This window comes from Nocardioides montaniterrae (genome assembly GCF_054782655.1).
Genome location: NZ_BAAGSB010000004.1, coordinates 310,942 through 329,612, shown reverse-complemented (window position 1 = coordinate 329,612; position 18,671 = coordinate 310,942). Strand labels below are relative to the sequence as shown.

Genomic DNA, 18,671 nt, shown 5'->3' with positions numbered 1-18,671 from the left:
GTCAACTAGTTCTCACACGCTCACGGGGCTAACGCACGATGCGGTAGTTGAACTGCGGGGTGCCCAGGGCGTCCATCAGGCGGGTCCAGAACGGCATCATCCACTCGGTCCCACGGGCCGTGGTGATGTCACCGAGATCGATGACATCGGCGTGGCCGAGCTCATTGAGGAGCGCGGTCACGGTGGCCTTCGCGTCGGCGTCGTCCCCGGAGACGAAGACGGTCGTCGGCTCCGGCAGCGTCTCGGGATGGACCATCAGACCGGCGTTGAGGGTGTTGAGCGTCTTGACCACCCTGGCGTCGGGGAACGCACGCTGGACCTGCTCGCCGATCGAGTCGTCCTGCGGGGTCGTGATGGTCGGCGGGAAGCCCTGTGAGAAGTCCAGGCCGTTGGCCAGGTCGATCAGCACCTTGCCGGCCAGGTGGTCGGCACCGGCCTGCTGCAGCACGTCGAGGGTGACGCCGCCGTTGGTGGCGTTGATGACGACCTCGGCGCTCGCCGCGGCGTCGGCGTACGTCGCCAGGGCGACGCCGGCGATGGCCCGGAAGTCGTCGCGGGCCTGCGTGGCCGCGGGGTCGCGGGTGCCCATGGCGACCTCGTGGCCGAGCTCGGCCAGGCGCTGCGCGAGGGCGTTGCCGACCATGCCGGTGCCCAGGACGGCGAACTTCATCTCTGTCTCGCTCTCGATCGGCGCTGCCGGACAGTGCGGCCGGACGGCGTTGCGACGCTACCGCGAGGCACGCCTCCAGGCGACGGTACGGCGGCCCTGCCGGGCCTGCCCTCCGGGAACCAGGACCAGCAGGAGGCTGCAGCCCAGCGCGGCGACGAGGGCGATGCCGAGCTGCCAGGCGTCCGCGGCCCCGTGCGGGTCGCCGAGTGCGATGGTCAGCACCAGCACGGTCATGGGCGGAACGAGGGTGCCGAACGGCGGGATGAACGCGCCTCCGAGGAGGAACCCCGAGCCGGGCGACGGACCGTACTTGCCATGGCCGGTGATGCGGTGCTCGGTCCGGCCCCGCGGGGTCGTCGCCGGGTCGAGCAGCACGAGCCCGTCCACCCAGCGCCGCAGGTCGGACTGGAAGCGACGCCACGACCGGAGCATCGCAGCGTTGCCCGCGACGGCGGTGGCGATGATCGACCAGGAGAGCCCGATGAGCACCGGGTCGCGCGAGTCGCCGTCGGCGCCGCCGGTGTTGGCGTAGTAGAGCAGCATCAGGCCGCCGACCAGGACGTAGCCGAGCAGCCCGTAGAGCACGCCGGACCCCATCCTGAGGAAGGCGGAGTCCTCCAGCCGATCGCGCAGGTCGCGCATCTCGAACCGGTCGGGCAGGGACCGCTGCTGCTGCACGGGCTCAGCTGACGGTGCGGAGGTAGCGCCCGAAGTGGGGCACCGTGAAGGCGATCTTGCCGCGTTCGCCGGAGTAGATCAGTCCCTTCTTCAGCAGCGCGTCGCGCGCGGGCGAGAGCGACTGCGGACGCTTCCCGAGCACGGCGGCCACGTCGGCGGTCGCCACGGCACCGACCGGGTCGTCGGACTCCTCGGTCGCGGCGTCGGCCATCGCGCGCAGGTAGTCGCGCTCACCGGGTGTCGCCCGCTCGTAGCGCGACCCGAAGAAGCCGACGGCCAGCTCGCGCTCGGCCTCGGGCGCGGCGACCGCGATGTCGTCGACGGTGATCGGGCTGCGGGGAGCCAGGTCCCACACCGCCTTGCCGTAGGCCTGGATGAAGTAGGGGTAGCCCCCGGTGGCGTCGTACATCGCGTCGAGCGCGTCAGGCTCGAAGCGGGCGTCCTCGTCGGCGGCCGGCGCGCAGAGCGCCCGGTCGGCGGCGTCGCGGGCCAGCCGGTCGATGCGCTGGTAGGAGAAGAGGCGCTCGGAGTAGGACTTGCTGGCGCTCAGCACGGCGGGCAGGTGGGGCAAGCCGGCGCCGACCACGATGACCGGCAGGCCGTTCTGGCTGAGCTCGTGGCAGGCGGCGCAGAGCGCGCTGATGTCGTCGGCGCCGAGGTCCTGCATCTCGTCGATGAAGATGCCGACGCCCTTGCCGACGTCCTGGGCGAGGCCGCCGATGTCGGTGAGCAGCTCCACGAGGTCGATCTCGATGTCGCCGGAGTCGGCGCGACCCCGGGTGGGTGCCGCGTCGATGCCCGGGCTCCACTTGTCCTTGAGCTTGGCGGCCGGACCGGCGTCCCGCTCGACGAAGGCCCGCACCACACCGAGCACCTGCGCGGTCTCGTCGGAGGACGGGTGGCCGAGCTCGCGGACGGCCTGGTGGAGCGCGGAGGCCAGCGGGCGCCGCAAGGACTGGTCGGGCCGGGCCTCGAGCTTGCCGGTGCCCCAGCCCTTGCGGACGGCGGCGCTGCGGAGCGCGTTGAGCAGCACCGTCTTGCCGACACCCCGCAGGCCGGTGAGGACGAGCGACCGCTCGGGACGGCCACGGGAGACGCGCTCCAGCACCACGTCGAACTGCGCCAGCTGCTCGTCGCGGCCGGCCAGCTCGGGCGGCCGCTGGCCGGCGCCGGGCGCGTAGGGGTTGCGGATCGGGTCCATGATGTGACCGTATCGGCGTCTCTATCGCCTGCCCTAGATCCTTCTAGCGTGTCGCATCGTCGGCCCGCTCCCTAAGATTGCGCCATGCCCGAGCTGCCCGAGGTCGAGGCGCTGGCCCAGGACCTCACCGGCCGGCTGGCCGGCCGCGCGATCACCAAGATCCACGTGCCCCAGTTCAGCGCGCTGAAGACCTACGACCCGCCGCTCTCCGCGATCGAGGGCGCGTTCGTGGACGGCGTACGCCGGCACGGCAAGTTCCTCGACATCGAGGCGTCCGGGCTGCACCTGGTGTTCCACCTCGCCCGCGCCGGTTGGGTGCGCTGGAAGGACGAGGTCCCGGCGCTGCCGCCGAAGCCATCGATGAAGTCGAGGCTGGCCGTGCGGGTGGTCCTCTCGCCCGTCGACGACAGCGACGTCACCCCCGGCCTGGACGTCACCGAGGCCGGCACCAAGAAGTCGCTGGCCTGCTACCTCGTGCGCGACCCCCTGGACGTCCCCGGCATCGCCTCGCTCGGCCCCGATCCGCTGCGCGAGGACTTCACCGTCGACGCGCTCGCCGAGATCCTGGCCGCCGAGGGAGGCAAGCAGATCAAGGGCGTCCTGCGTCACCAGGGCACGATCGCCGGCATCGGCAACGCCTACTCCGACGAGATCCTGCACGCCGCGCGGATGTCGCCGTTCAAGCCCGCGAGGTCGATCGAGGGGGCGGACCTCGAGACGCTGTACGCCGCCATCCGCACCACGATCGGCGACGCCGTCGAGCGCTCCCGCGGGCTGGCCGCCAGCGAGCTCAAGGCCGAGAAGAAGTCGAACCTCGCCGTGCACGGGCGCACCGGCGAGAAGTGCCCGGTGTGTGGCGACGTCGTGCGTGAGGTGTCCTTCGCCGACTCGAGCCTGCAGTACTGCGCCACCTGCCAGACCGGCGGCAAGCCGCTCGCCGACCGCCGCATGTCCAAGCTGTTGAAATGAGTGCCATGAACGTCCCCACCATCGCCATCGAGAACGTCCCGAACCCGCTGCCTGAGGGGCTCACCGTCCTCGACGTGCGCGAGCCTCAGGAGTGGGCCGCGGGCCACATCGACGGCGCGCTGCACATCCCGCTCGGGATGCTCCCGGTCCGGATCAGCGACCTCGCCGAGCTCGACCCGGCCCAGACGCTGGTCGTGTGCAAGGTCGGCGGCCGCTCGGCCCAGGCCACCGCCTACCTCGCGCAGCAGGGGTACGACGTCGTCAACCTCGCCGGCGGGATGCTCGACTGGGAGGCCGCCGGCCGGCCCATGGTCAGCGAGACCGATGGGCCGGCGTACGTCGCCTGATCAGTTGCTGGGGATCGCGGTGGCCATGTCGGAGGCCAGGTCGCCGAGGTCGGGCATCTGACCCTTCGCGCAACCCATCATCGAATTCGTCAAGAAGCCCTGGATCACGTCGGCCTTGTCGCCGAACAGGTCCTTCGCGTCCCCTCCCGACATCTTGTCGAAGCGCTTCGCGTCGGCCTCGTCCAGGCCGTTGAGCCACTCGATCAGCGCCTCGAAGCCTTGGCGGTCGTCGCCGGTGACCGTCTTCGGGGTGCCGATCTTGGCCAGGTCCTCGGCGTACTTGTGAGCCTGCTCGACCTGGTCGGCAGGGCTGGCGGAGTCGTTGACCATCTGCTCGTGCTTGGTCAGGAAGTCACAGAAGGCCTTCGGATCGGCGTTCTTGGGCGCCCCTGCGGCATCGGCCCCGCCACCGCCGCAGGCAGTCAGCGAGAGGGACAGGACGGCAGCGGCGCCGAGCGCGCCGAGCTTCTTGTTGAGGGTCATGGCCTCCACGCTGCCCACCATCCTCCGGTTTCAGTCCTCGAAGTTCGCCTCAGGTGTCTCCAGCAGGCCCGGCAGGCGGGAGAGGTACGCCGACCGCGGGACCGTCCTGACGCCGAGCGAGCGCAGGTGCGGGGTGGCCCACTGGACGTCGATCAGCCGGTCGCCTCCTTGGCCGCGGAGCCTCTCGACCAGGCCGACGAGCGCGACCTTCGAGGCGTCGCGCTCGTGGTGGAACATCGACTCGCCGGCGAACAGCCCGCCGACGGCGACGCCGTACAGGCCCCCGACCAGGCGGCCGTCGCGCCAGGTCTCGACCGAGTGGGCCCAGCCGAGTCGGTGCAGCTCGGCGTACGCCTGCTTGATGCGGCGGTCGATCCAGCCGTGCGGGCGGCGCGGGTCGCCGCAGTGGTCGACGACCTGCCCGAACGCGGTGTCGACACGGATCTCGAAGTCCCTGGAGCTGCGGCGGAGGCTGCGGGAGACGCGCAGGTCGGCCAGCTCGAGGACGCCGCGGTGGGCCGGGCACCACCAACCGACGTTGCGGCGGCCCTCGGGCATCGGGAAGAGGCCGCGGCGGTAGGCGGCGAGGAGCGTGCCCGGGGCGAGGTCGGCGCCGATCGCGACCAGGTCGGAGGCGTCCTGGCCGTCCTGCTCCGCCTCGGCCCGTGTGGCGGACGTCTCGGGCCGGAGCGCGCTCAGTTCCGCCACGCTGGGGAAGACCCAGGGTGTCGGCGGCGGTTCGATGGGCACAGGTTGGAAACTAGCGGCTGCCGCCGACGTACCGGTTGCTCCTCGATGATGGGATGGGTGTCATGCGCAAGAGCGTCAAGACGGGCCTGGCGACCGAGGTCGCCCGACAGGTCGCACCGAAGGTCACCTCGATGGCACCCGGCATCACCGAGTCGTTCGTCCGGCACGCGCTGAACCGCGCGATCCTCGGCGTGGGCCGCCTGCCCGGTGCGGCCGCGGCCGCCGACGCGCAGCTGCGCGAGCAGCACGGCGACGTCACCAAGGCGGTCAAGGAGGTCATCGAGAACCACGTCCGGTACGCCGGCGCGGAGGGACTCGTGACCAACCTCGGCGGCATCGTCACCGCCGCGATGGTCGCCCCCGCCTCGATCACCGGCCTGGCGCTGGTGCAGTGCCGGATGGTCGCGGGCATCGCGCACCTGCGCGGCTACGACCTGGACGATCCCGCGGTGCGCAACGCGATCCTGGTCTGCCTGCTCGGCGAGGAGGTCGTGGCCAAGATGGTGAAGTCCAAGCGCATCCCCGGCCCACCCCTCGCCATCGCCTCCGGCCTGGCCACGGTGGCGAGCGACCAGGAGGTCGCGAACCTGCTCGCCGGCGAGCTGATCTCGCGGGTCATCGGCAAGCGCCTCGCCTCCACCGTCGGCAAGCGGATGCCGGTCATCGGCGGCGCCGTCGGCATGGTCGCCGATGGGGTCTCGACGTGGCGGGTCGGGCGCTACGCCGATCGCGAGTTCCTGCCGAAGGCCGTCGTCGTCGCGGCCGACTAGCCGCGGGCACGCCGCGTGTAACACGTCGTTCGCGTGTCTACCGCCCCGTTCTCGGTGCTTCCACGTCGTCACGACAGCGTGGAAGCACCTCCGACGACGTGGAAGTCCGGCGAACAGCGTGTTACATCGGAGCCAGGGCCCGCACGACGGCGCTCGGGCTCGGCCGACCGAGCTGGGCGGCCATCCAGGCCGAGGTGGCGACGTACGCCTCGAGGTCGATCCCGTGCTCGATGCCCAGGCCGGTGAGGAACCAGATGAGGTCCTCGGTGGCGAGGTTCCCGGTCGCGGACTTGGCATAGGGGCAGCCGCCCAGGCCGCCGGCGGAGGCGTCGTACGTCGTGATGCCCGCCTGCAGCCCCGCATGGACGTTGGTCAGGGCCTGGCCGTAGGTGTCGTGGAAGTGCAACGCCAACCGGTCGGCGCCGACGCCGGCGTCGGCGAAGGCCGCGACCAGCGCGCGCACGTGCCCGGCCGTCGCGACGCCGATGGTGTCGCCGAGGCTGAGCTGGTGGCAGCCGAGGTCGAGCAGCCGCTTGCCGGCGGTGACCACCTGCCCGAGGGGCACCGCGCCCTCCCAGGGGTCGCCGAAGCACATCGAGAGGTACCCGCGGACGTCCAGCCCGGCGCCGAGCGCCCGCGCGACCGTCGGCTCGAACATCTCGAACTGCGTCTCCAGCCCGCGATTGAGGTTCTTGTTGGCGAACGTCTCGGTCGCGCTGGCGAACACCGCGACGTGCCGCAGACCCAGCTCGAGCGCGCGGTCGAGCCCGCGGTCGTTGGGCACGAGCACCGGCATCGCGCGTGCGGCATCGCCCATCTCGGCGACCAGGCCGGTCATCAGGTCGGCGGCATCGGCCAACTGCGGCACCCACTTCGGGTGCACGAACGAGGTGGCCTCGACCACGGGCGCGCCCGCGGCGACCAGGCGGTGGATGAACTCGCTCTTGGTCGCCGTCGAGATGGCCTTCTTCTCGTTCTGCAGGCCGTCGCGGGCGCCGACCTCGTAGACCGTCACCCTGCTCGGCAGGCCGGGCTCCGGCACGACCATCGGCAGCGTGGTCATGCCGGCTCGACCACGAACAGCGTCGCGCCGAGGGCCACCTGCTGGGCGGTGGCCGCGGACACGGCGGTCACCGTGCCGGCGTACGGCGCCTTGAGCGCCAGCTCCATCTTCATCGCCTCCACGACCCCGAGGACCTGCCCCTCCTCGACACTGTCCCCGACCGCGACGCGTACGTCGAGGACCGTGCCGGGCATCGGGCTGACGATGGTGCCGTCGGCCGCGGCCGCGCCGTGGTCGGCGGACCCGTCGGGCCGGGTGAAGACGTAGCGCTGGCCGTGCAGCGCCAGCTCGACCTCGTGCGCCGTCACGCGAGATGCAGGTTGCGGCTGGGAATCGGCCCGAGATGCAGCCGGAACCTGCATCTCGACGACGCCGTCGGTGAACTCGACGGTGGCCGGAGCAGGAGCCGCACCCATCCGGAAGCCGTCGCCGGCCATCGGACCGGCGTGCTCGCGATGCCGGTCCAGCCAGAGCCGGGCCGCGATCGCCCGCGCCTCGGCCGGGTCGGGTGCCGGGACCTCGTTGCGGTCCAGCCACGCGGTGTCGATGGCGCCGGGCTTGGCGAACTCCGCGCTCGCGGCGAGCGCCCGCAGGAAGCCGGTGTTGGTGGTGAGCCCGAGGATCGCGGTGTCGTCCAGCGCGCGCACGAGCAGGTTCCGCGCCCGCTCGCGATCGGGCGCGAAGGCGATCACCTTCCCCAGCATCGGGTCGTACGCCGTGCTGACGACCTGTCCCGGCTCGAGGGCGTGATCCACACGGGCGTGGAAGGACCAGTGGACCTGGGACGCCGTACCTGCCTGCGGGAGGAAGCCGCCGAACGCGTCCTCGGCGTACACCCGCGCCTCGATCGCGTGGCCCTCCGGCACGACGGCCTCCTGCTCGACGGTGATCGGGTGGCCCGCGGCGACGTGGAGCTGCAGCTCGACGACGTCGACGCCGGTGACCTCCTCGGTCACGGGGTGCTCGACCTGGAGCCGGGTGTTCATCTCGAGGAAGTAGAACTCGCCGGTGTCGACGTCGAGCAGGAACTCGACCGTGCCGGCGTTCGTGTAGCCCACCGCTTCGCCGAGCGCGACGGCGGCCGCGTGCAGCGCGGCCCGGGTCTCCTCGGGCAGCGCCGGCGCCGGCGCCTCCTCGAGCACCTTCTGGTGACGACGCTGCGCGGAGCACTCGCGGGTCAGCAGGTGCAGCACCTTCCCGTGGGTGTCACCGACGATCTGGACCTCGATGTGCCGGCCACGCTCGACGTACTTCTCGATGATCATCACGTCGTCGCCGAAGGCGCTGAGCGCCTCACGCTGGGCGGCCGCGACCGCCTCCGGCAGCTCGGCGGCGGAGCGTACGACGCGCATGCCCTTGCCGCCGCCGCCCGCGGCCGCCTTCGCCAGCACGGGATAGGCGAACGTCGCCGGGTCGTCGTCGACGTCGTACGACGGCACGACCGGGACCCCCGCTGCCACGGCGATCTCGCGCGCGGCGTCCTTGCGGCCCATCCGCTCGATGACCTCAGGCGTGGGGCCGATCCAGGTGATGCCGGCCTCGCCCACCGCGCGGGCGAAGGCGGCGTTCTCGGAGAGGAAGCCGTAGCCCGGGTGGATCGCGTCGGCACCCGTGAGCGCGGCGGCCGCGACGACGGCGGCCGTGTCGAGGTAGGAGGGCACCGACACCGCCACGTCCGCCGCGCGGACGTGCGGGGCGTCGGCGTCGGCCTCGGTGTGGATGGCGATGGTGCGGATGCCGTGGGCAGCGCAGGTGCGGAAGACCCGCAGCGCGATCTCGCCGCGGTTGGCGACCAGCAGTGACTTCATCGCGCTCACATCCTGAAGATGCCGTAGGAGGGAGCCGGGACCGGCACGTGCGCGGTCACCGACAGCGCCATGCCGAGCACCCGGCGGGTGTCGGCGGGGTCGATGATGCCGTCGTCCCAGAGCCGGGCGGAGGCGTAGTACGGGTCGCCCTGGGTCTCGAACTGGCTCTTGATCGGCGCCTTGAACTCCTCGTCGTCCTCGCGGCCGCTCACGGTGGCGAGGACGTTGGCAGCCTGCTCGCCACCCATCACCGAGATGCGGGCGTTGGGCCACATCCACAGGAACCGCGGGTCGTAGGCCCGGCCGCACATGCCGTAGTTGCCGGCGCCGAAGCTCCCGCCGATGACGATGGTGAACTTGGGGACGACGGAGCACGCGACCGCGGTCACCAGCTTCGCGCCGTCGCGAGCGATGCCGTTGTTCTCGTACTCGCGGCCGACCATGAAGCCGGAGATGTTCTGCAGGAAGACCAGCGGGATGCCGCGCTGGTTGCACAGCTCGATGAAGTGAGCGCCCTTGAGCGCGCTCTCGCTGAACAGGATGCCGTTGTTGGCGACGATGCCGACCTCACGGCCGTAGATCCGCGCGAAGGCGCAGACCAGGGTGTCGCCGTACAGCTGCTTGAACTCCTGGAAGCGCGACCCGTCCACCAGGCGGCGGATCACCTCGCGGACGTCGTACGGCGTGCGGGTGCTGGTCGGGACCACGTCGTAGAGGGTCTCCGGGGCCTCGAGCGGCTCGTCCCAGTCGTCGACGTCGCACGCGACCTGCTTCGGGAGCGTGTCGACGATCCCGCGCAGGATCCGCAGCGCGTGCGCGTCGTCGTCGGCGAGGTGGTCGACCACGCCGGACCTGCGGGCGTGGACGTCGCCGCCACCGAGGTCCTCGGCGGACACGACCTCGCCGGTCGCGGCCTTCACCAGCGGCGGGCCGCCGAGGAAGATCGTGCCCTGGTTCTTGACGATGACGGTCTCGTCGGACATCGCCGGGACGTAGGCGCCACCGGCGGTGCAGGAGCCCATCACCGCGGCGAGCTGCGGGATGCCGCGCGCGCTCATGTTGGCCTGGTTGAAGAAGATCCGGCCGAAGTGCTCGCGGTCGGGGAAGACCTCGTCCTGCATCGGCAGGAACGCGCCGCCGGAGTCGACGAGGTAGAGGCACGGCAGGTGGTTCTCCGCCGCGATCGCCTGGGCGCGCAGGTGCTTCTTGACCGAGATCGGGTAGTAGGTGCCGCCCTTCACGGTCGCGTCGTTGGCCACCACCATGCAGTCGCGGCCCATCACCCGCCCGATGCCGGCCACGACACCGGCGGACGGGACGGCGTACGCGTCGTCGGCGTCCTTGCCGTGCATGCCGTACGCCGCCAGCGGCGCGATCTCCAGGAACGGGCTGCCCGGGTCGAGCAGGCGGTCGACGCGCTCGCGCGGGAGGAGCTTGCCGCGGTCGGTGTGCTTCTTGCGGGCCGCCTCGCTCCCGCCTTGGCGGACACGGGCGAGGCGCTCGCGCAGCTCGGCGGCAAGGTCGGTCAGGGTCTGCTCGGACACGGTCGTCAGGTTAACGATCATTAACCTACGCGGTCAACGGGTGAAGCGCGCCGGATCGGGTACCGACCTCTTTCCACGATCCGAGAGGAGCGGAAGTTGTCCGTCATCACGCTGACCAAGGGCGTCGCCAAGCGGGTCGCGCGAGCGATCGTCCACCCGATCGAGACCACCACGGAGGTCGCCGGCAGCGCGGCCGGTGCCGCAGGTGCTGCCGCCGACGTCATGCGCGGAGCCGTGCAGGACCTGACCGGCGACGCACGCCGTACGCCGCTCGAGCCGGTGCCGCCCGCCCCGCAGCCGGACGTCCGCCGGGCCGGCGTACCGACGCCGCCGCCGGTCGCGACCGAGCCCAAGCCGGCCGACGTCGACGACTGGCACGACGAGATGGACGACCTCGACGAGCTCGACGACGCCGAGGAGCTGCCGCGGGCCCCGATCGACCCGGACGTGCCGCTCATCGACCCCGGCGCCGCCAAGGCGGTGCGCAGCGAGTCCGAGACGCTCCGGCGGGCAGCCGAGCGGGACCCGGCCGACGAGTCGTGAGGCCGATTTCCGCTCGCTGATTGCTGCGACGCCCGACGAGGAGGACATTGGGGTTGACGGCGGCGCGTCGTACGCCGCCCGCGAGGAGGCCGCCATGCTCAGCGTCAGCACCGTCACCCACACCGCCCGCAAGCTCGCCGGCACGGCGTACATCATCGGTGTGGCCGTCGTCGACAAGGCGGAGGAGACGATCGGCGTCCATCCGCGCCAGCTCAAGCTGCCCGCCCACCGCAAAGCGGCCGGCGACGACGCCACGAGGTGAACGGGCGTTAACCTAGGCGGGTGACCGAGCCGACCCGCCGCGAGCAGATCCTGGCGACGGCGGCCGACCTGTTCGCCGCTCGCGGGTTCCACGGCGTCTCGGTCGCCGAGCTGGGTGCGGCGTGCGGCATCTCCGGTCCGGCGCTCTACAAGCACTTCCCGTCCAAGCAGGCGATGCTCTCCGAGATGCTGGTCTCGATCAGCGAGCGACTGCTCGCGGTCGGCCGAGCGCGCGTCGCCGCCGGCGAGGGCGACGCGGCCGCCGCCCTGCGCGGGCTGATCGACTGGCACGTGGAGTTCGCCCTCGGACACCGGGCGCTCATCGTCGTCCAGGATCGCGACTGGGAGTCGCTCCCCGCCGACGCGAGCGAGGCGGTCAGGTCCCTGCAGCGGCGGTACGTCGGCCTGTGGGCCGACCAGCTCCGCGCGCTCGACCCCTCGCTCTCCCCCGCCGCTGCCCGCGCCTGCGCCCAGGCCGCCTTCGGGCTGCTCAACTCCACCCCCCGCGCCGGCCACTCCGTCTCCGACGCCGAGCTCCGGAGGTTGCTGACCGGGTTGGCGGAGCGGGCGCTCGGGCTGCAGGTTTCCCAAGGGATGTAGCCGAACCTGCACTTCCCAAGCGTTGCAACCATGGGGACGTGCAGGTTTCCCTGCATACCTTGGGAAACCTGCAGGGACCTCAGACGGTCTGCGACGGCACCCGGTCGAGGATCGGACCGAGGTCCAGGCCGGCAGGCAGGGTGCCGAGGGCGGAGCCCCAGTCGCGACCGAGCCGGGTGGCGCAGAAGGCCTCCGACACGGCGGCGGGCGAGTGGCGCAGCAGCAGGCCGCCGGCGAAGACGAGGGCGATCTGCTCCACGATCCGGCGGGCACGCAGCTCGAGGTCGTCGACGGAGGTGAACTCCTTCTTGAGCCGCTCGAGCGCGTCGTCGTACCGCGCGTCCAGCCCGGCCGCGAGCTCCACCTCACCGAGGAACGCGTCCAGCGACTCCGGCTCACGACCGATCGCGCGCAGCGCGTCGAGGGCGGCGACGTTGCCCGAGCCCTCCCAGATCGAGAGCAACGGCATCTCGCGGTAGATCCGCGCGAGGTCGAAGTCCTCGGTGTAGCCGTTGCCGCCGAGGCACTCGAGCGCCTCGCCGGCCGCGACGGGCGCCCGCTTGCAGACGTAGTACTTGGTGGCCGCCAGGGCGAGGCGACGTACGGCGGCCTCCCCGGAGTCGCCCCGGATCGCGCGATCGTTGGCACCGGCCAGCCGCAGCATCGCCACCATCGCGGCCTCGGACTCGATCGCCAGGTCGGCGAGCACGTTGCGCATCGCGGGCTGCTCGACGAGGAGCTTGCCGAAGGCCGAGCGGTGGCGGGCATGGTGGGTGGCCTGCGCGAGGGCCGACCGCATCCCGGCGGTCGAGCCGATCACGCAGTCGAGCCGGGTCATGTTCACCATCTCCACGATGGTCTTCACGCCGCGGCCCTCCTCGCCGACCAGCCAGCCGATCGCGTCGTCGTACTCGATCTCCGACGACGCGTTCGACTTGTTGCCGAGCTTGTCCTTGAGCCGCTGGAAGCGGATCGGGTTCGCCTCGCCGCCGGGCAGCACCCGCGGCAGCAGGAAGCACGACAGTCCGCCGGGCGCCTGCGCGAGCGTGAGGAACATGTCGCTCATCGGCGCCGAGGTGAACCACTTGTGACCGCGGATCACGTAGGTGCCGTCGGACGCTCCGCTGATCGGCGTGGCCGTCGTCGTGTTCGCCCGTACGTCGGACCCGCCCTGCTTCTCCGTCATCGACATGCCGGCGATGAGGCCCTGCTTGGTCGCGGGGTCGCGCAGCCCGAAGTCGTAGGTGCGGTTGGTGAGCAGCGGCTCGAACGTCGCGGACAGCTCCGGGTTGGCGCGCAGGGCCGGCACGACGGCGTACGTCATCGAGATCGGGCAGCCGTGCCCGGCGTCGACGTTCCAGACCGCGAACTTCGCCGCCCGCGCGACGTGCGCGCCCGGCCGGTCGTCGGCCCACGGCGCGGCGTGCACGCCGTGCTCGACGGCCGTGCGCATGAGGGCGTGGTACGCCGGCACGTACTCCACCTCGTCGACGCGCTCGCCCGTGCGGGAGAACGTGTGCAGCACCGGCTGGACCCGCTCGGCCCACCGGCCGGCGTCGATCCACTCCTCAGCACCGGCCAGCGCACCGAGCTCGCGGATCTCGCCGAGCGCCCAGCCGGCGCCCTCACGCTCGACGCCCTCGAGCAGCACCGGGTCGTCGGCGGTGTTGTGCCCGACCATCGGCGGGACCTGGTTGAACACCTCGTGCGTCGTCATCTGCGTCATCCCTTGTTCGTGGAGGGTCCGAAGTCGTCGTACGGCGCGGCGTCGCGCTCCTGCACCGCCTGCTTGAAGCCGACCTCCATCGCGCGCTCCGCGAAGGAGTAGCCCTCGCGCGTGTGGCGGGAGATCCCGTCGAAGACGGTGCTGATCGTCTGGCTGTTCTGCACGCCCTGCGCGAGCAGCGCCGAGTTGAGAGCGAGCTTGACCATCATCAGCTGGTTGAGCGGCATCGCGGCGATGCGCTGGACGAGGTTCTCGGTGCGCTCGTCGAGGTCCTCGGGCTCGGGCGCCTCGATCGCCAGGCCCCACTCCTGGGCCTCCTTGCCCGAGAGGCAGTCGCCGGTCATCAGCAGCCGCTTGGCCTTCTGGTCACCGAGCCGGTGGGCCCACATGCCGGCGCTCGGCACGCCCCAGACCCGGGTCGGCGGGTAGCCGATCTTGGCGTCGGCGGCGATGACGATCTGGTCGCAGTGCAGCGCGATGTCGGTGCCGCCGGCCACGCAGAAGCCGTGGATCTTGGCGACGGTCGGCTTGTTCGCGTGCAGCAGGGAGGCGTAGGCCTTGGTGAAGCGGCTCATCATCGCGAAGTCGACCATCGGGTCCCACTGCTGCGACGGGTCGTGGTTGGGGATCATCTGCTCGGCGAACGCGGTCAGGTCGTACCCGCCGCAGAACCCCTTGCCCCGCCCGCTCACCACGATCACGTGCACGCGCGGGTCGAGGTCGGCCCGCTCGACCGCATCGGCCAGCTCACGCGGGGTGTCGAGCGTGATCGCATTGCCGTGCTCGGGGCGGTTGAACGTCAGCCGCGCGACCCGGCCGTCGACCTCGTAGGTCAGCGTCCTGTACGCCGGGGCCGGGCCCGCGTCGCCCGTCGGGACCCCGACGTCTGCCGAACCGCGCCACGGCGCTGCGTCACCCATGACTCCACATTACAGATACGATGACAACCGTGTCCACGACTGTAATGCGCCCGCTGCCGGCGCGCTCGGTCGTGCTGAGCCTGCTGCTCGGCTCCCACCCCGACCGGATGAGCCCGGCCGCGCTGACGCGGGCGGGCGAGCTCTTCGGCATCCCCGCCGCCACGCTCCGGGTCGCGCTCACCCGAGCGGTCGCGGCCGGCGACCTCGTGCGCCGCGACCGTGACTACGTGCTCGGCGAGCGCCTGGTCCGTCGCCAACGCCGCCAGGACGAGGCGGTCGAGGACGCCGAGACGCCGTGGGACGGCAGCTGGGAGATGGCGGTGGTGGTGGTCGGCGGCAGGTCCGCCTCCGAGCGCGCCACCCTGCGCGACGCGCTCTCCGCGCACCGCCTCAGCGAGCTCCGCGAGGGGGTCTGGACGCGTCCGGCCAACCTCTCGCGCCCGCAGTCCTACGCCGACGACCCCGTCCTCCGAACGTTCCGCGCCGAGCCTCCGGACCCGGCCGAGCTGGTCGGGGCCCTCTGGGACCTCGCCGCCTGGAGCACCACCGGTCGCGAGCTGCTGGCCCGGCTCGAGGGCACGTCCGAGCCGGCGCCCCGGCTCGCCGTCGCCGCCGCGCTGGTCCGACATCTCACCGCCGACCCGCTGCTGCCGCCCGAGCTGCTGCCCGCCGACTGGCCGGCCGGCGAGATGCGGGCGCGCTATGCGGCGTACCAGCAGGAGCTGCGCGAGCTCGCCGTCGACTGAGGTTGTGAAGTGGAGCGAGGCCCATGGGCCTCGCTCCACTTCACAACCTCAGAGCAGGTGCTCGGGGATCTCGGCGCCCCGCTCAAGGAGCTCGGCGAGCTGGCGGGCGCGGAGCACGGCATCGGCGGCGATCTCCACGTCGTCGGCGAGGTCGACGTCCCGACGGTCCGGATCATCGGTGGTCGAGGCCGCGACGCGTTCGTGCAGGGCGGCCAGCAGCGCCTCCCGGTCGAGACCCCGGACCGCGAAGAGCACCAGCGGATCGGCGCCGACCAGCCAGCCGACCTGGATCAGCACGGCGAGGGCGTGCAGGCAGGGGTCGAGGACGTGCGGGCAGGTGCACGAGCAGGACAGCTCGGAGCCGTACGGCAGCAGCTCGACGCCGACCTCCTCGAGGTGCTCGATGAGGTCGTGGGAGAGGTCGCCCGAGAGCAGCGCGGCGATGCGGCCGGACTCGGCGGCCACCGCCTCGACCAGCGCGTCACGCTCGTCGACGCCCAGCGGAGGCACCTCCACCGACACCGTCCATGCGTCGTCACCGGCGCGGACGGCCGCCAGCAGCGAGCCCGGGCCGACGGTGATGCCACCGACCTCGCCTGAGCGGGCGATCCGGCGGCCCCTGGCGAGGTCCCGCTCGGCGTACGCCGCCTCCTCGACCCCACGGGCCCACGCCTTGCCCCACCAGGTGCGGACGCCGCGGGTGGGCGGGTGCTGGCGGGGGTACGTCGACCTCACTCGTCGGCCTCGCGCTCGGCGCGATAGGCCGCTCGGCGGGCGTCCTCGCGCAGCATGACCAGGTCGCGCAGCTCCTCGTTGCCGAGCTCGGTCAGCGCCGCCTCGCCACGGGCGAGGACGGCGTCGGCCAGGGCGCGCTTGCGTTGCAGCAGCGCCGCCACGCGCTCCTCGATCGTGCCGCGGACGACGAGCTTGTGCACCTGGACCGGCTTGGTCTGGCCGATGCGGTAGGCCCGGTCGGTCGCCTGGTCCTCGACGGCGGGGTTCCACCAGCGATCGAGGTGGATGACGTGGTCGGCGCGGGTGAGGTTCAGGCCGGTGCCACCCGCCTTCAGGGAGAGAAGGAAGACGGGGACCTCGCCGGCCTGGAACCGCTCGACCATCGCCTCACGCTCGCGGACCGGGGTCTGACCGTGCAGGAACTGGTGCGGCACACCGATGGCGGTGAGGTGGCGCTCGACGAGTCGCGCCATCGCGACGTACTGCGTGAAGACCAGGACGGCACCGTCCTCGGCCAGCACCGTGCCGATGAGCTCGTCGAGCAGCTCCAGCTTCTCCGAGCGACCGCGCAGACGCACCCCGCGGCCACCGGACTCCTTGAGGAACTGTGCGGGGTGGTTGCAGATCTGCTTGAGGCCCGTGAGCAGCGCCAGCACCAGCCCACGGCGGCCCGGGTCGTCGGCGGCCAGCCGCTCGATGCGATCCATCGTGTCCTTGCAGAACGCCTCGTAGAGCACGACCTGCTCACGGGTCAGCCCCAGCAGGTGCTCGGTCTCGGTCTTGGGCGGCAGCTCGGGCGCGATGCCGGGATCACTCTTGCGGCGGCGCAGCAGGAACGGCCCGATCAGGTCCGCGAACTGGCGAGCGACCAGCGGATCGACGCCGCTCTCGATCGGGGCCGCCCACCGGCGACGGAACGCCAGCCGGCTCCCGAGCAGCCCCGGCACGCACCAGTCGAGGATCGACCACAGCTCGGCGAGGTCGTTCTCGACCGGCGTACCGGTGAGCGCGACCCGCGCGCTGCTCGGGACCTTGCGCAGGGCGCGCGCGGTGGAGGTCCGCGAGTTCTTGATGTGCTGCGCCTCGTCGGCCACGACCAGGTCCCACTCGACCGCGGCGAGGGCGTCGACGTTGCTGCGCAGGGTGCCGTACGTCGTCAGCACGAACCCGCCCTCGTCGGGGACGATCTCGCGCGCCGACCCGTGGAACCGCCGGACCGGTACGCCGGGGGCGAACCGCTCGATCTCCGCCTGCCAGTTGCCGAGGAGGCTGGCCGGGCAGACGACCAGCGTCGGCCTGCCGCCGGAGAGGCCGGTCGCGAGCCGGTGCAGGTGCAGCGCGATCAGCGTGATCGTCTTGCCGAGACCCATGTCGTCGGCGAGGCAGGCGCCGAGGCCCAGTCCCGTGAGGTCGGCGAGCCAGGTGAGGCCGTGGCGTTGGTAGGCCCGCAGCGTGGCGTCGAGCCGCTCGGGGACCGGGATCGGGTCGCGCGACGCCGCGCCGAGCAGCTGCTCGCGCACCTTGAGCAGCGAGGCACCGACGATCACCTGCTCCGCCAACGGCTCCTCGCCCGATCCGGCCGGCACCTCCGCGACACCGGTCAGCGCGGCGGCCAGCGCATCGGCGCCGGACGCGCGCCGGATCAGCCGCTTGCGCGCCCGGGCCGCGGTCGTCGGGTCGACGACGGTCCACGCACCGCGGAGCTTGAGGATCGGCGACGCCGCCCCCGCCAGCTCGGCCAGCTCGACGTCGGTCAACGGCTCGCCGTGCAGCGCGACCTGCCAGGCGAACTCGAACAGGCTGCCCGCCGTGAACGTCGAGCTCTCGAGCGGCAGCTCCTCGGCAATCCGGGCGCTGGTCGAGCCCGCCGAGACCCGGTCCAGCACGGCGCGCGTGGTCAGCTCGCGGCCGAGGGCGCGCGGCCAGTGCACATCGACCTGGGTGTCGCGCAGAGGCCCGACGTGGGCGAGCAGCGAGGACACCTCGTCGCCGTCGAGCTCGAGCTGGTCGGGCACGGCCAGCTCGAGGAACCGGTCGAGCACCGGCCACACCTCGGCCGCGGCCCGCAGCGCGATCCCCGCGTGCACCCGCGCCCGCGACCCGAACCCGTGCTCGGGAGCGTCGCCGGCCGCAGGCACGGTCCACAGCACCGCCGCGTCGCAGACGTGGAGCGGCTCCTGCTCGTCGTGCACCTGCAGGACGAGACGTACGCCGCCCGCGGCGAGGTCCTCCTCGTCGGCCTCCACCCGCAGGGAGATGCGCACCAGCTCGGGCAGGTCCTCGAGCGCGCGGCGCGAGCGGGCCCGTCGTGCCACCCGCTCCTCGACCTCGCGCGCGAACTCCTGGTCCGCCCGGCCACGACCCTCGGGTCCTGACGAGGTCGCGCTGCGACCGTCCCGGAGGAACCGAGACCCTCGCGGAGCAGCCCGCGGCAACCCGTCCGCGACCGCGGCGATCACCCCCTCGATGAGGGTGCGCGCGGAAGGGACGTCGAGGTCGGCGTACGACCGGGCCTGTGCGAGCAGCTCGATGCTGTCGCGATCACGCTGGTCGAGCCCGGAGGGCACCCAGCCGCCGTCACCCGGCGCGAAGCGGCCCGAGCCGACCAGGCGGGTGCCGAGCAGCACCGCGGCGCTGAGCAGCGCGACGCTCGGATGGGCGTCGTCCGCGGTGCGCGCGCGGCTCAGCACGGGCAGCGCGGCCCGGATCGGGAGCTCGATCCGCCGGCCGCCGCCGGTGAACTCGATGGTGCTCTCCCGCGCCGGCTCGGCGACCGTGAAGGTGGCCGGACCGGCGACGGGGACGAAGCTCACCCCGTGACGCTAGCCGGGTGCACCGACAGGGCCCGAAAAGCAGT

19 protein-coding genes are annotated in these 18,671 nt (G+C 72.3%); 7 read left to right on the top strand and 12 right to left on the bottom strand.

Features of this window, described 5'->3' with window-relative positions:
* Positions 1–28: 28 nt before the first annotated feature.
* The 3 genes from ACYVJ3_RS09505 to ACYVJ3_RS09495 are packed head-to-tail and all read right to left on the bottom strand — an operon-like array spanning position 29 to position 2,549.
* Positions 29–670 carry an NADPH-dependent F420 reductase gene (locus ACYVJ3_RS09505; protein ID WP_460852715.1) on the bottom strand — a complete coding sequence of 214 codons (642 nt, stop codon included), beginning with the start codon at positions 668–670 and terminating at the stop codon, positions 29–31.
* Between the two features lie 57 nt (positions 671–727).
* A complete protein-coding gene (locus ACYVJ3_RS09500) occupies positions 728–1,348 on the bottom strand; it encodes a hypothetical protein (RefSeq protein ID WP_460852714.1) in 621 nt (206 codons plus the stop codon).
* 4 nt (positions 1,349–1,352) lie between these two features.
* Entirely contained in the window at positions 1,353–2,549 is a 1,197-nt protein-coding gene (locus ACYVJ3_RS09495) for an ATP-binding protein (protein WP_460852713.1), read from the bottom strand.
* Between the two features lie 84 nt (positions 2,550–2,633).
* Here ACYVJ3_RS09495 and ACYVJ3_RS09490 point away from each other — a divergent pair, with 84 nt between their 5' ends.
* Together ACYVJ3_RS09490 and ACYVJ3_RS09485 are read left to right on the top strand one after the other, a co-directional pair.
* A complete protein-coding gene (locus tag ACYVJ3_RS09490; protein ID WP_460852712.1) occupies positions 2,634–3,518 on the top strand; it encodes an Fpg/Nei family DNA glycosylase in 885 nt (294 codons plus the stop codon).
* Positions 3,515–3,865 (top strand): rhodanese-like domain-containing protein, encoded by a 351-nt coding sequence (locus ACYVJ3_RS09485; protein ID WP_460852711.1) that lies wholly within the window; start codon positions 3,515–3,517, stop codon positions 3,863–3,865. The genes ACYVJ3_RS09490 and ACYVJ3_RS09485 overlap by 4 nt, the downstream gene beginning before the upstream one ends.
* Here ACYVJ3_RS09485 and ACYVJ3_RS09480 read toward each other — a convergent pair whose 3' ends face one another.
* Entirely contained in the window at positions 3,866–4,348 is a 483-nt protein-coding gene (locus tag ACYVJ3_RS09480; RefSeq protein WP_460852710.1) for a hypothetical protein, read from the bottom strand.
* Positions 4,349–4,378: 30 nt separating this feature from the next.
* Positions 4,379–5,098: a leucyl/phenylalanyl-tRNA--protein transferase gene (gene aat, locus ACYVJ3_RS09475; RefSeq protein WP_460852708.1), complete on the bottom strand. Its 720-nt coding sequence runs from the start codon at positions 5,096–5,098 to the stop codon at positions 4,379–4,381.
* A 62-nt stretch (positions 5,099–5,160) separates the two neighbouring features.
* On the opposite strand from aat, the gene ACYVJ3_RS09470 reads away from it, so the two are divergent.
* Positions 5,161–5,868: an EcsC family protein gene (locus ACYVJ3_RS09470; protein ID WP_460852706.1), complete on the top strand. Its 708-nt coding sequence runs from the start codon at positions 5,161–5,163 to the stop codon at positions 5,866–5,868.
* Positions 5,869–5,989: 121 nt separating this feature from the next.
* Here the strand turns inward: ACYVJ3_RS09470 and ACYVJ3_RS09465 are convergent, their stop codons facing one another.
* From ACYVJ3_RS09465 to ACYVJ3_RS09455, 3 genes are read right to left on the bottom strand one after another with little or no spacing between them, the layout of a single operon-like run.
* Positions 5,990–6,931 (bottom strand): hydroxymethylglutaryl-CoA lyase, encoded by a 942-nt coding sequence (locus tag ACYVJ3_RS09465; protein WP_460852704.1) that lies wholly within the window; start codon positions 6,929–6,931, stop codon positions 5,990–5,992.
* Positions 6,928–8,739, bottom strand: a complete 1,812-nt coding sequence (locus tag ACYVJ3_RS09460; RefSeq protein WP_460852702.1) for an ATP-binding protein — start codon at positions 8,737–8,739, stop codon at positions 6,928–6,930. The genes ACYVJ3_RS09465 and ACYVJ3_RS09460 overlap by 4 nt, the downstream gene beginning before the upstream one ends.
* 5 nt (positions 8,740–8,744) lie before the next feature.
* The gene (locus tag ACYVJ3_RS09455; RefSeq protein ID WP_460852701.1) at positions 8,745–10,283 is read right to left on the bottom strand and encodes a carboxyl transferase domain-containing protein; all 1,539 of its coding nucleotides are present in this window, start codon (positions 10,281–10,283) and stop codon (positions 8,745–8,747) included.
* A 96-nt stretch (positions 10,284–10,379) separates the two neighbouring features.
* Here ACYVJ3_RS09455 and ACYVJ3_RS09450 point away from each other — a divergent pair, with 96 nt between their 5' ends.
* From ACYVJ3_RS09450 to ACYVJ3_RS09440, 3 genes are all read left to right on the top strand, one after another.
* Positions 10,380–10,826 carry a hypothetical protein gene (locus ACYVJ3_RS09450; RefSeq protein WP_460852700.1) on the top strand — a complete coding sequence of 149 codons (447 nt, stop codon included), beginning with the start codon at positions 10,380–10,382 and terminating at the stop codon, positions 10,824–10,826.
* Between the two features lie 94 nt (positions 10,827–10,920).
* Positions 10,921–11,088 carry a hypothetical protein gene (locus ACYVJ3_RS09445; protein ID WP_460852698.1) on the top strand — a complete coding sequence of 56 codons (168 nt, stop codon included), beginning with the start codon at positions 10,921–10,923 and terminating at the stop codon, positions 11,086–11,088.
* Between the two features lie 20 nt (positions 11,089–11,108).
* Positions 11,109–11,687 carry a TetR/AcrR family transcriptional regulator gene (locus tag ACYVJ3_RS09440; RefSeq protein ID WP_460852696.1) on the top strand — a complete coding sequence of 193 codons (579 nt, stop codon included), beginning with the start codon at positions 11,109–11,111 and terminating at the stop codon, positions 11,685–11,687.
* Between the two features lie 79 nt (positions 11,688–11,766).
* Here ACYVJ3_RS09440 and ACYVJ3_RS09435 read toward each other — a convergent pair whose 3' ends face one another.
* Positions 11,767–13,404 carry an acyl-CoA dehydrogenase family protein gene (locus ACYVJ3_RS09435; protein WP_460852694.1) on the bottom strand — a complete coding sequence of 546 codons (1,638 nt, stop codon included), beginning with the start codon at positions 13,402–13,404 and terminating at the stop codon, positions 11,767–11,769.
* Positions 13,405–13,409: 5 nt separating this feature from the next.
* Complete coding sequence (locus ACYVJ3_RS09430; protein WP_460852693.1) at positions 13,410–14,333, bottom strand: crotonase/enoyl-CoA hydratase family protein; 924 nt, start codon at positions 14,331–14,333, stop codon at positions 13,410–13,412.
* Positions 14,334–14,362: 29 nt separating this feature from the next.
* Between ACYVJ3_RS09430 and ACYVJ3_RS09425 the strand changes: the two genes are divergently transcribed.
* The gene (locus ACYVJ3_RS09425; protein ID WP_460852691.1) at positions 14,363–15,079 is read left to right on the top strand and encodes a PaaX family transcriptional regulator C-terminal domain-containing protein; all 717 of its coding nucleotides are present in this window, start codon (positions 14,363–14,365) and stop codon (positions 15,077–15,079) included.
* A 48-nt stretch (positions 15,080–15,127) separates the two neighbouring features.
* Here the strand turns inward: ACYVJ3_RS09425 and ACYVJ3_RS09420 are convergent, their stop codons facing one another.
* Positions 15,128–15,814 carry an SWIM zinc finger family protein gene (locus ACYVJ3_RS09420; protein ID WP_460852689.1) on the bottom strand — a complete coding sequence of 229 codons (687 nt, stop codon included), beginning with the start codon at positions 15,812–15,814 and terminating at the stop codon, positions 15,128–15,130.
* Complete coding sequence (locus ACYVJ3_RS09415; protein ID WP_460852688.1) at positions 15,811–18,627, bottom strand: DEAD/DEAH box helicase; 2,817 nt, start codon at positions 18,625–18,627, stop codon at positions 15,811–15,813. The genes ACYVJ3_RS09420 and ACYVJ3_RS09415 overlap by 4 nt, the downstream gene beginning before the upstream one ends.
* Positions 18,628–18,671 lie beyond the last annotated feature (44 nt).

Excerpts from the sequence above, each read along its gene's own strand:
- ACYVJ3_RS09495 (WP_460852713.1), bottom strand. The coding sequence starts at position 2,549 with ATGGACCCGATCCGCAACCCCTACGCGCCCGGCGCCGGCCAGCGGCCG.
- ACYVJ3_RS09470 (WP_460852706.1), top strand. The coding sequence starts at position 5,161 with ATGCGCAAGAGCGTCAAGACGGGCCTGGCGACCGAGGTCGCCCGACAG.
- ACYVJ3_RS09465 (WP_460852704.1), bottom strand. The coding sequence starts at position 6,931 with ATGACCACGCTGCCGATGGTCGTGCCGGAGCCCGGCCTGCCGAGCAGG.
- ACYVJ3_RS09435 (WP_460852694.1), bottom strand. The coding sequence starts at position 13,404 with ATGACGACGCACGAGGTGTTCAACCAGGTCCCGCCGATGGTCGGGCAC.
- ACYVJ3_RS09460 (WP_460852702.1), bottom strand. The coding sequence starts at position 8,739 with ATGAAGTCACTGCTGGTCGCCAACCGCGGCGAGATCGCGCTGCGGGTC.
- ACYVJ3_RS09485 (WP_460852711.1), top strand. The coding sequence starts at position 3,515 with ATGAGTGCCATGAACGTCCCCACCATCGCCATCGAGAACGTCCCGAAC.
- ACYVJ3_RS09505 (WP_460852715.1), bottom strand. The coding sequence starts at position 670 with ATGAAGTTCGCCGTCCTGGGCACCGGCATGGTCGGCAACGCCCTCGCG.
- ACYVJ3_RS09480 (WP_460852710.1), bottom strand. The coding sequence starts at position 4,348 with ATGACCCTCAACAAGAAGCTCGGCGCGCTCGGCGCCGCTGCCGTCCTG.
- ACYVJ3_RS09490 (WP_460852712.1), top strand. The coding sequence starts at position 2,634 with ATGCCCGAGCTGCCCGAGGTCGAGGCGCTGGCCCAGGACCTCACCGGC.
- ACYVJ3_RS09430 (WP_460852693.1), bottom strand. The coding sequence starts at position 14,333 with ATGGGTGACGCAGCGCCGTGGCGCGGTTCGGCAGACGTCGGGGTCCCG.
- ACYVJ3_RS09445 (WP_460852698.1), top strand. The coding sequence starts at position 10,921 with ATGCTCAGCGTCAGCACCGTCACCCACACCGCCCGCAAGCTCGCCGGC.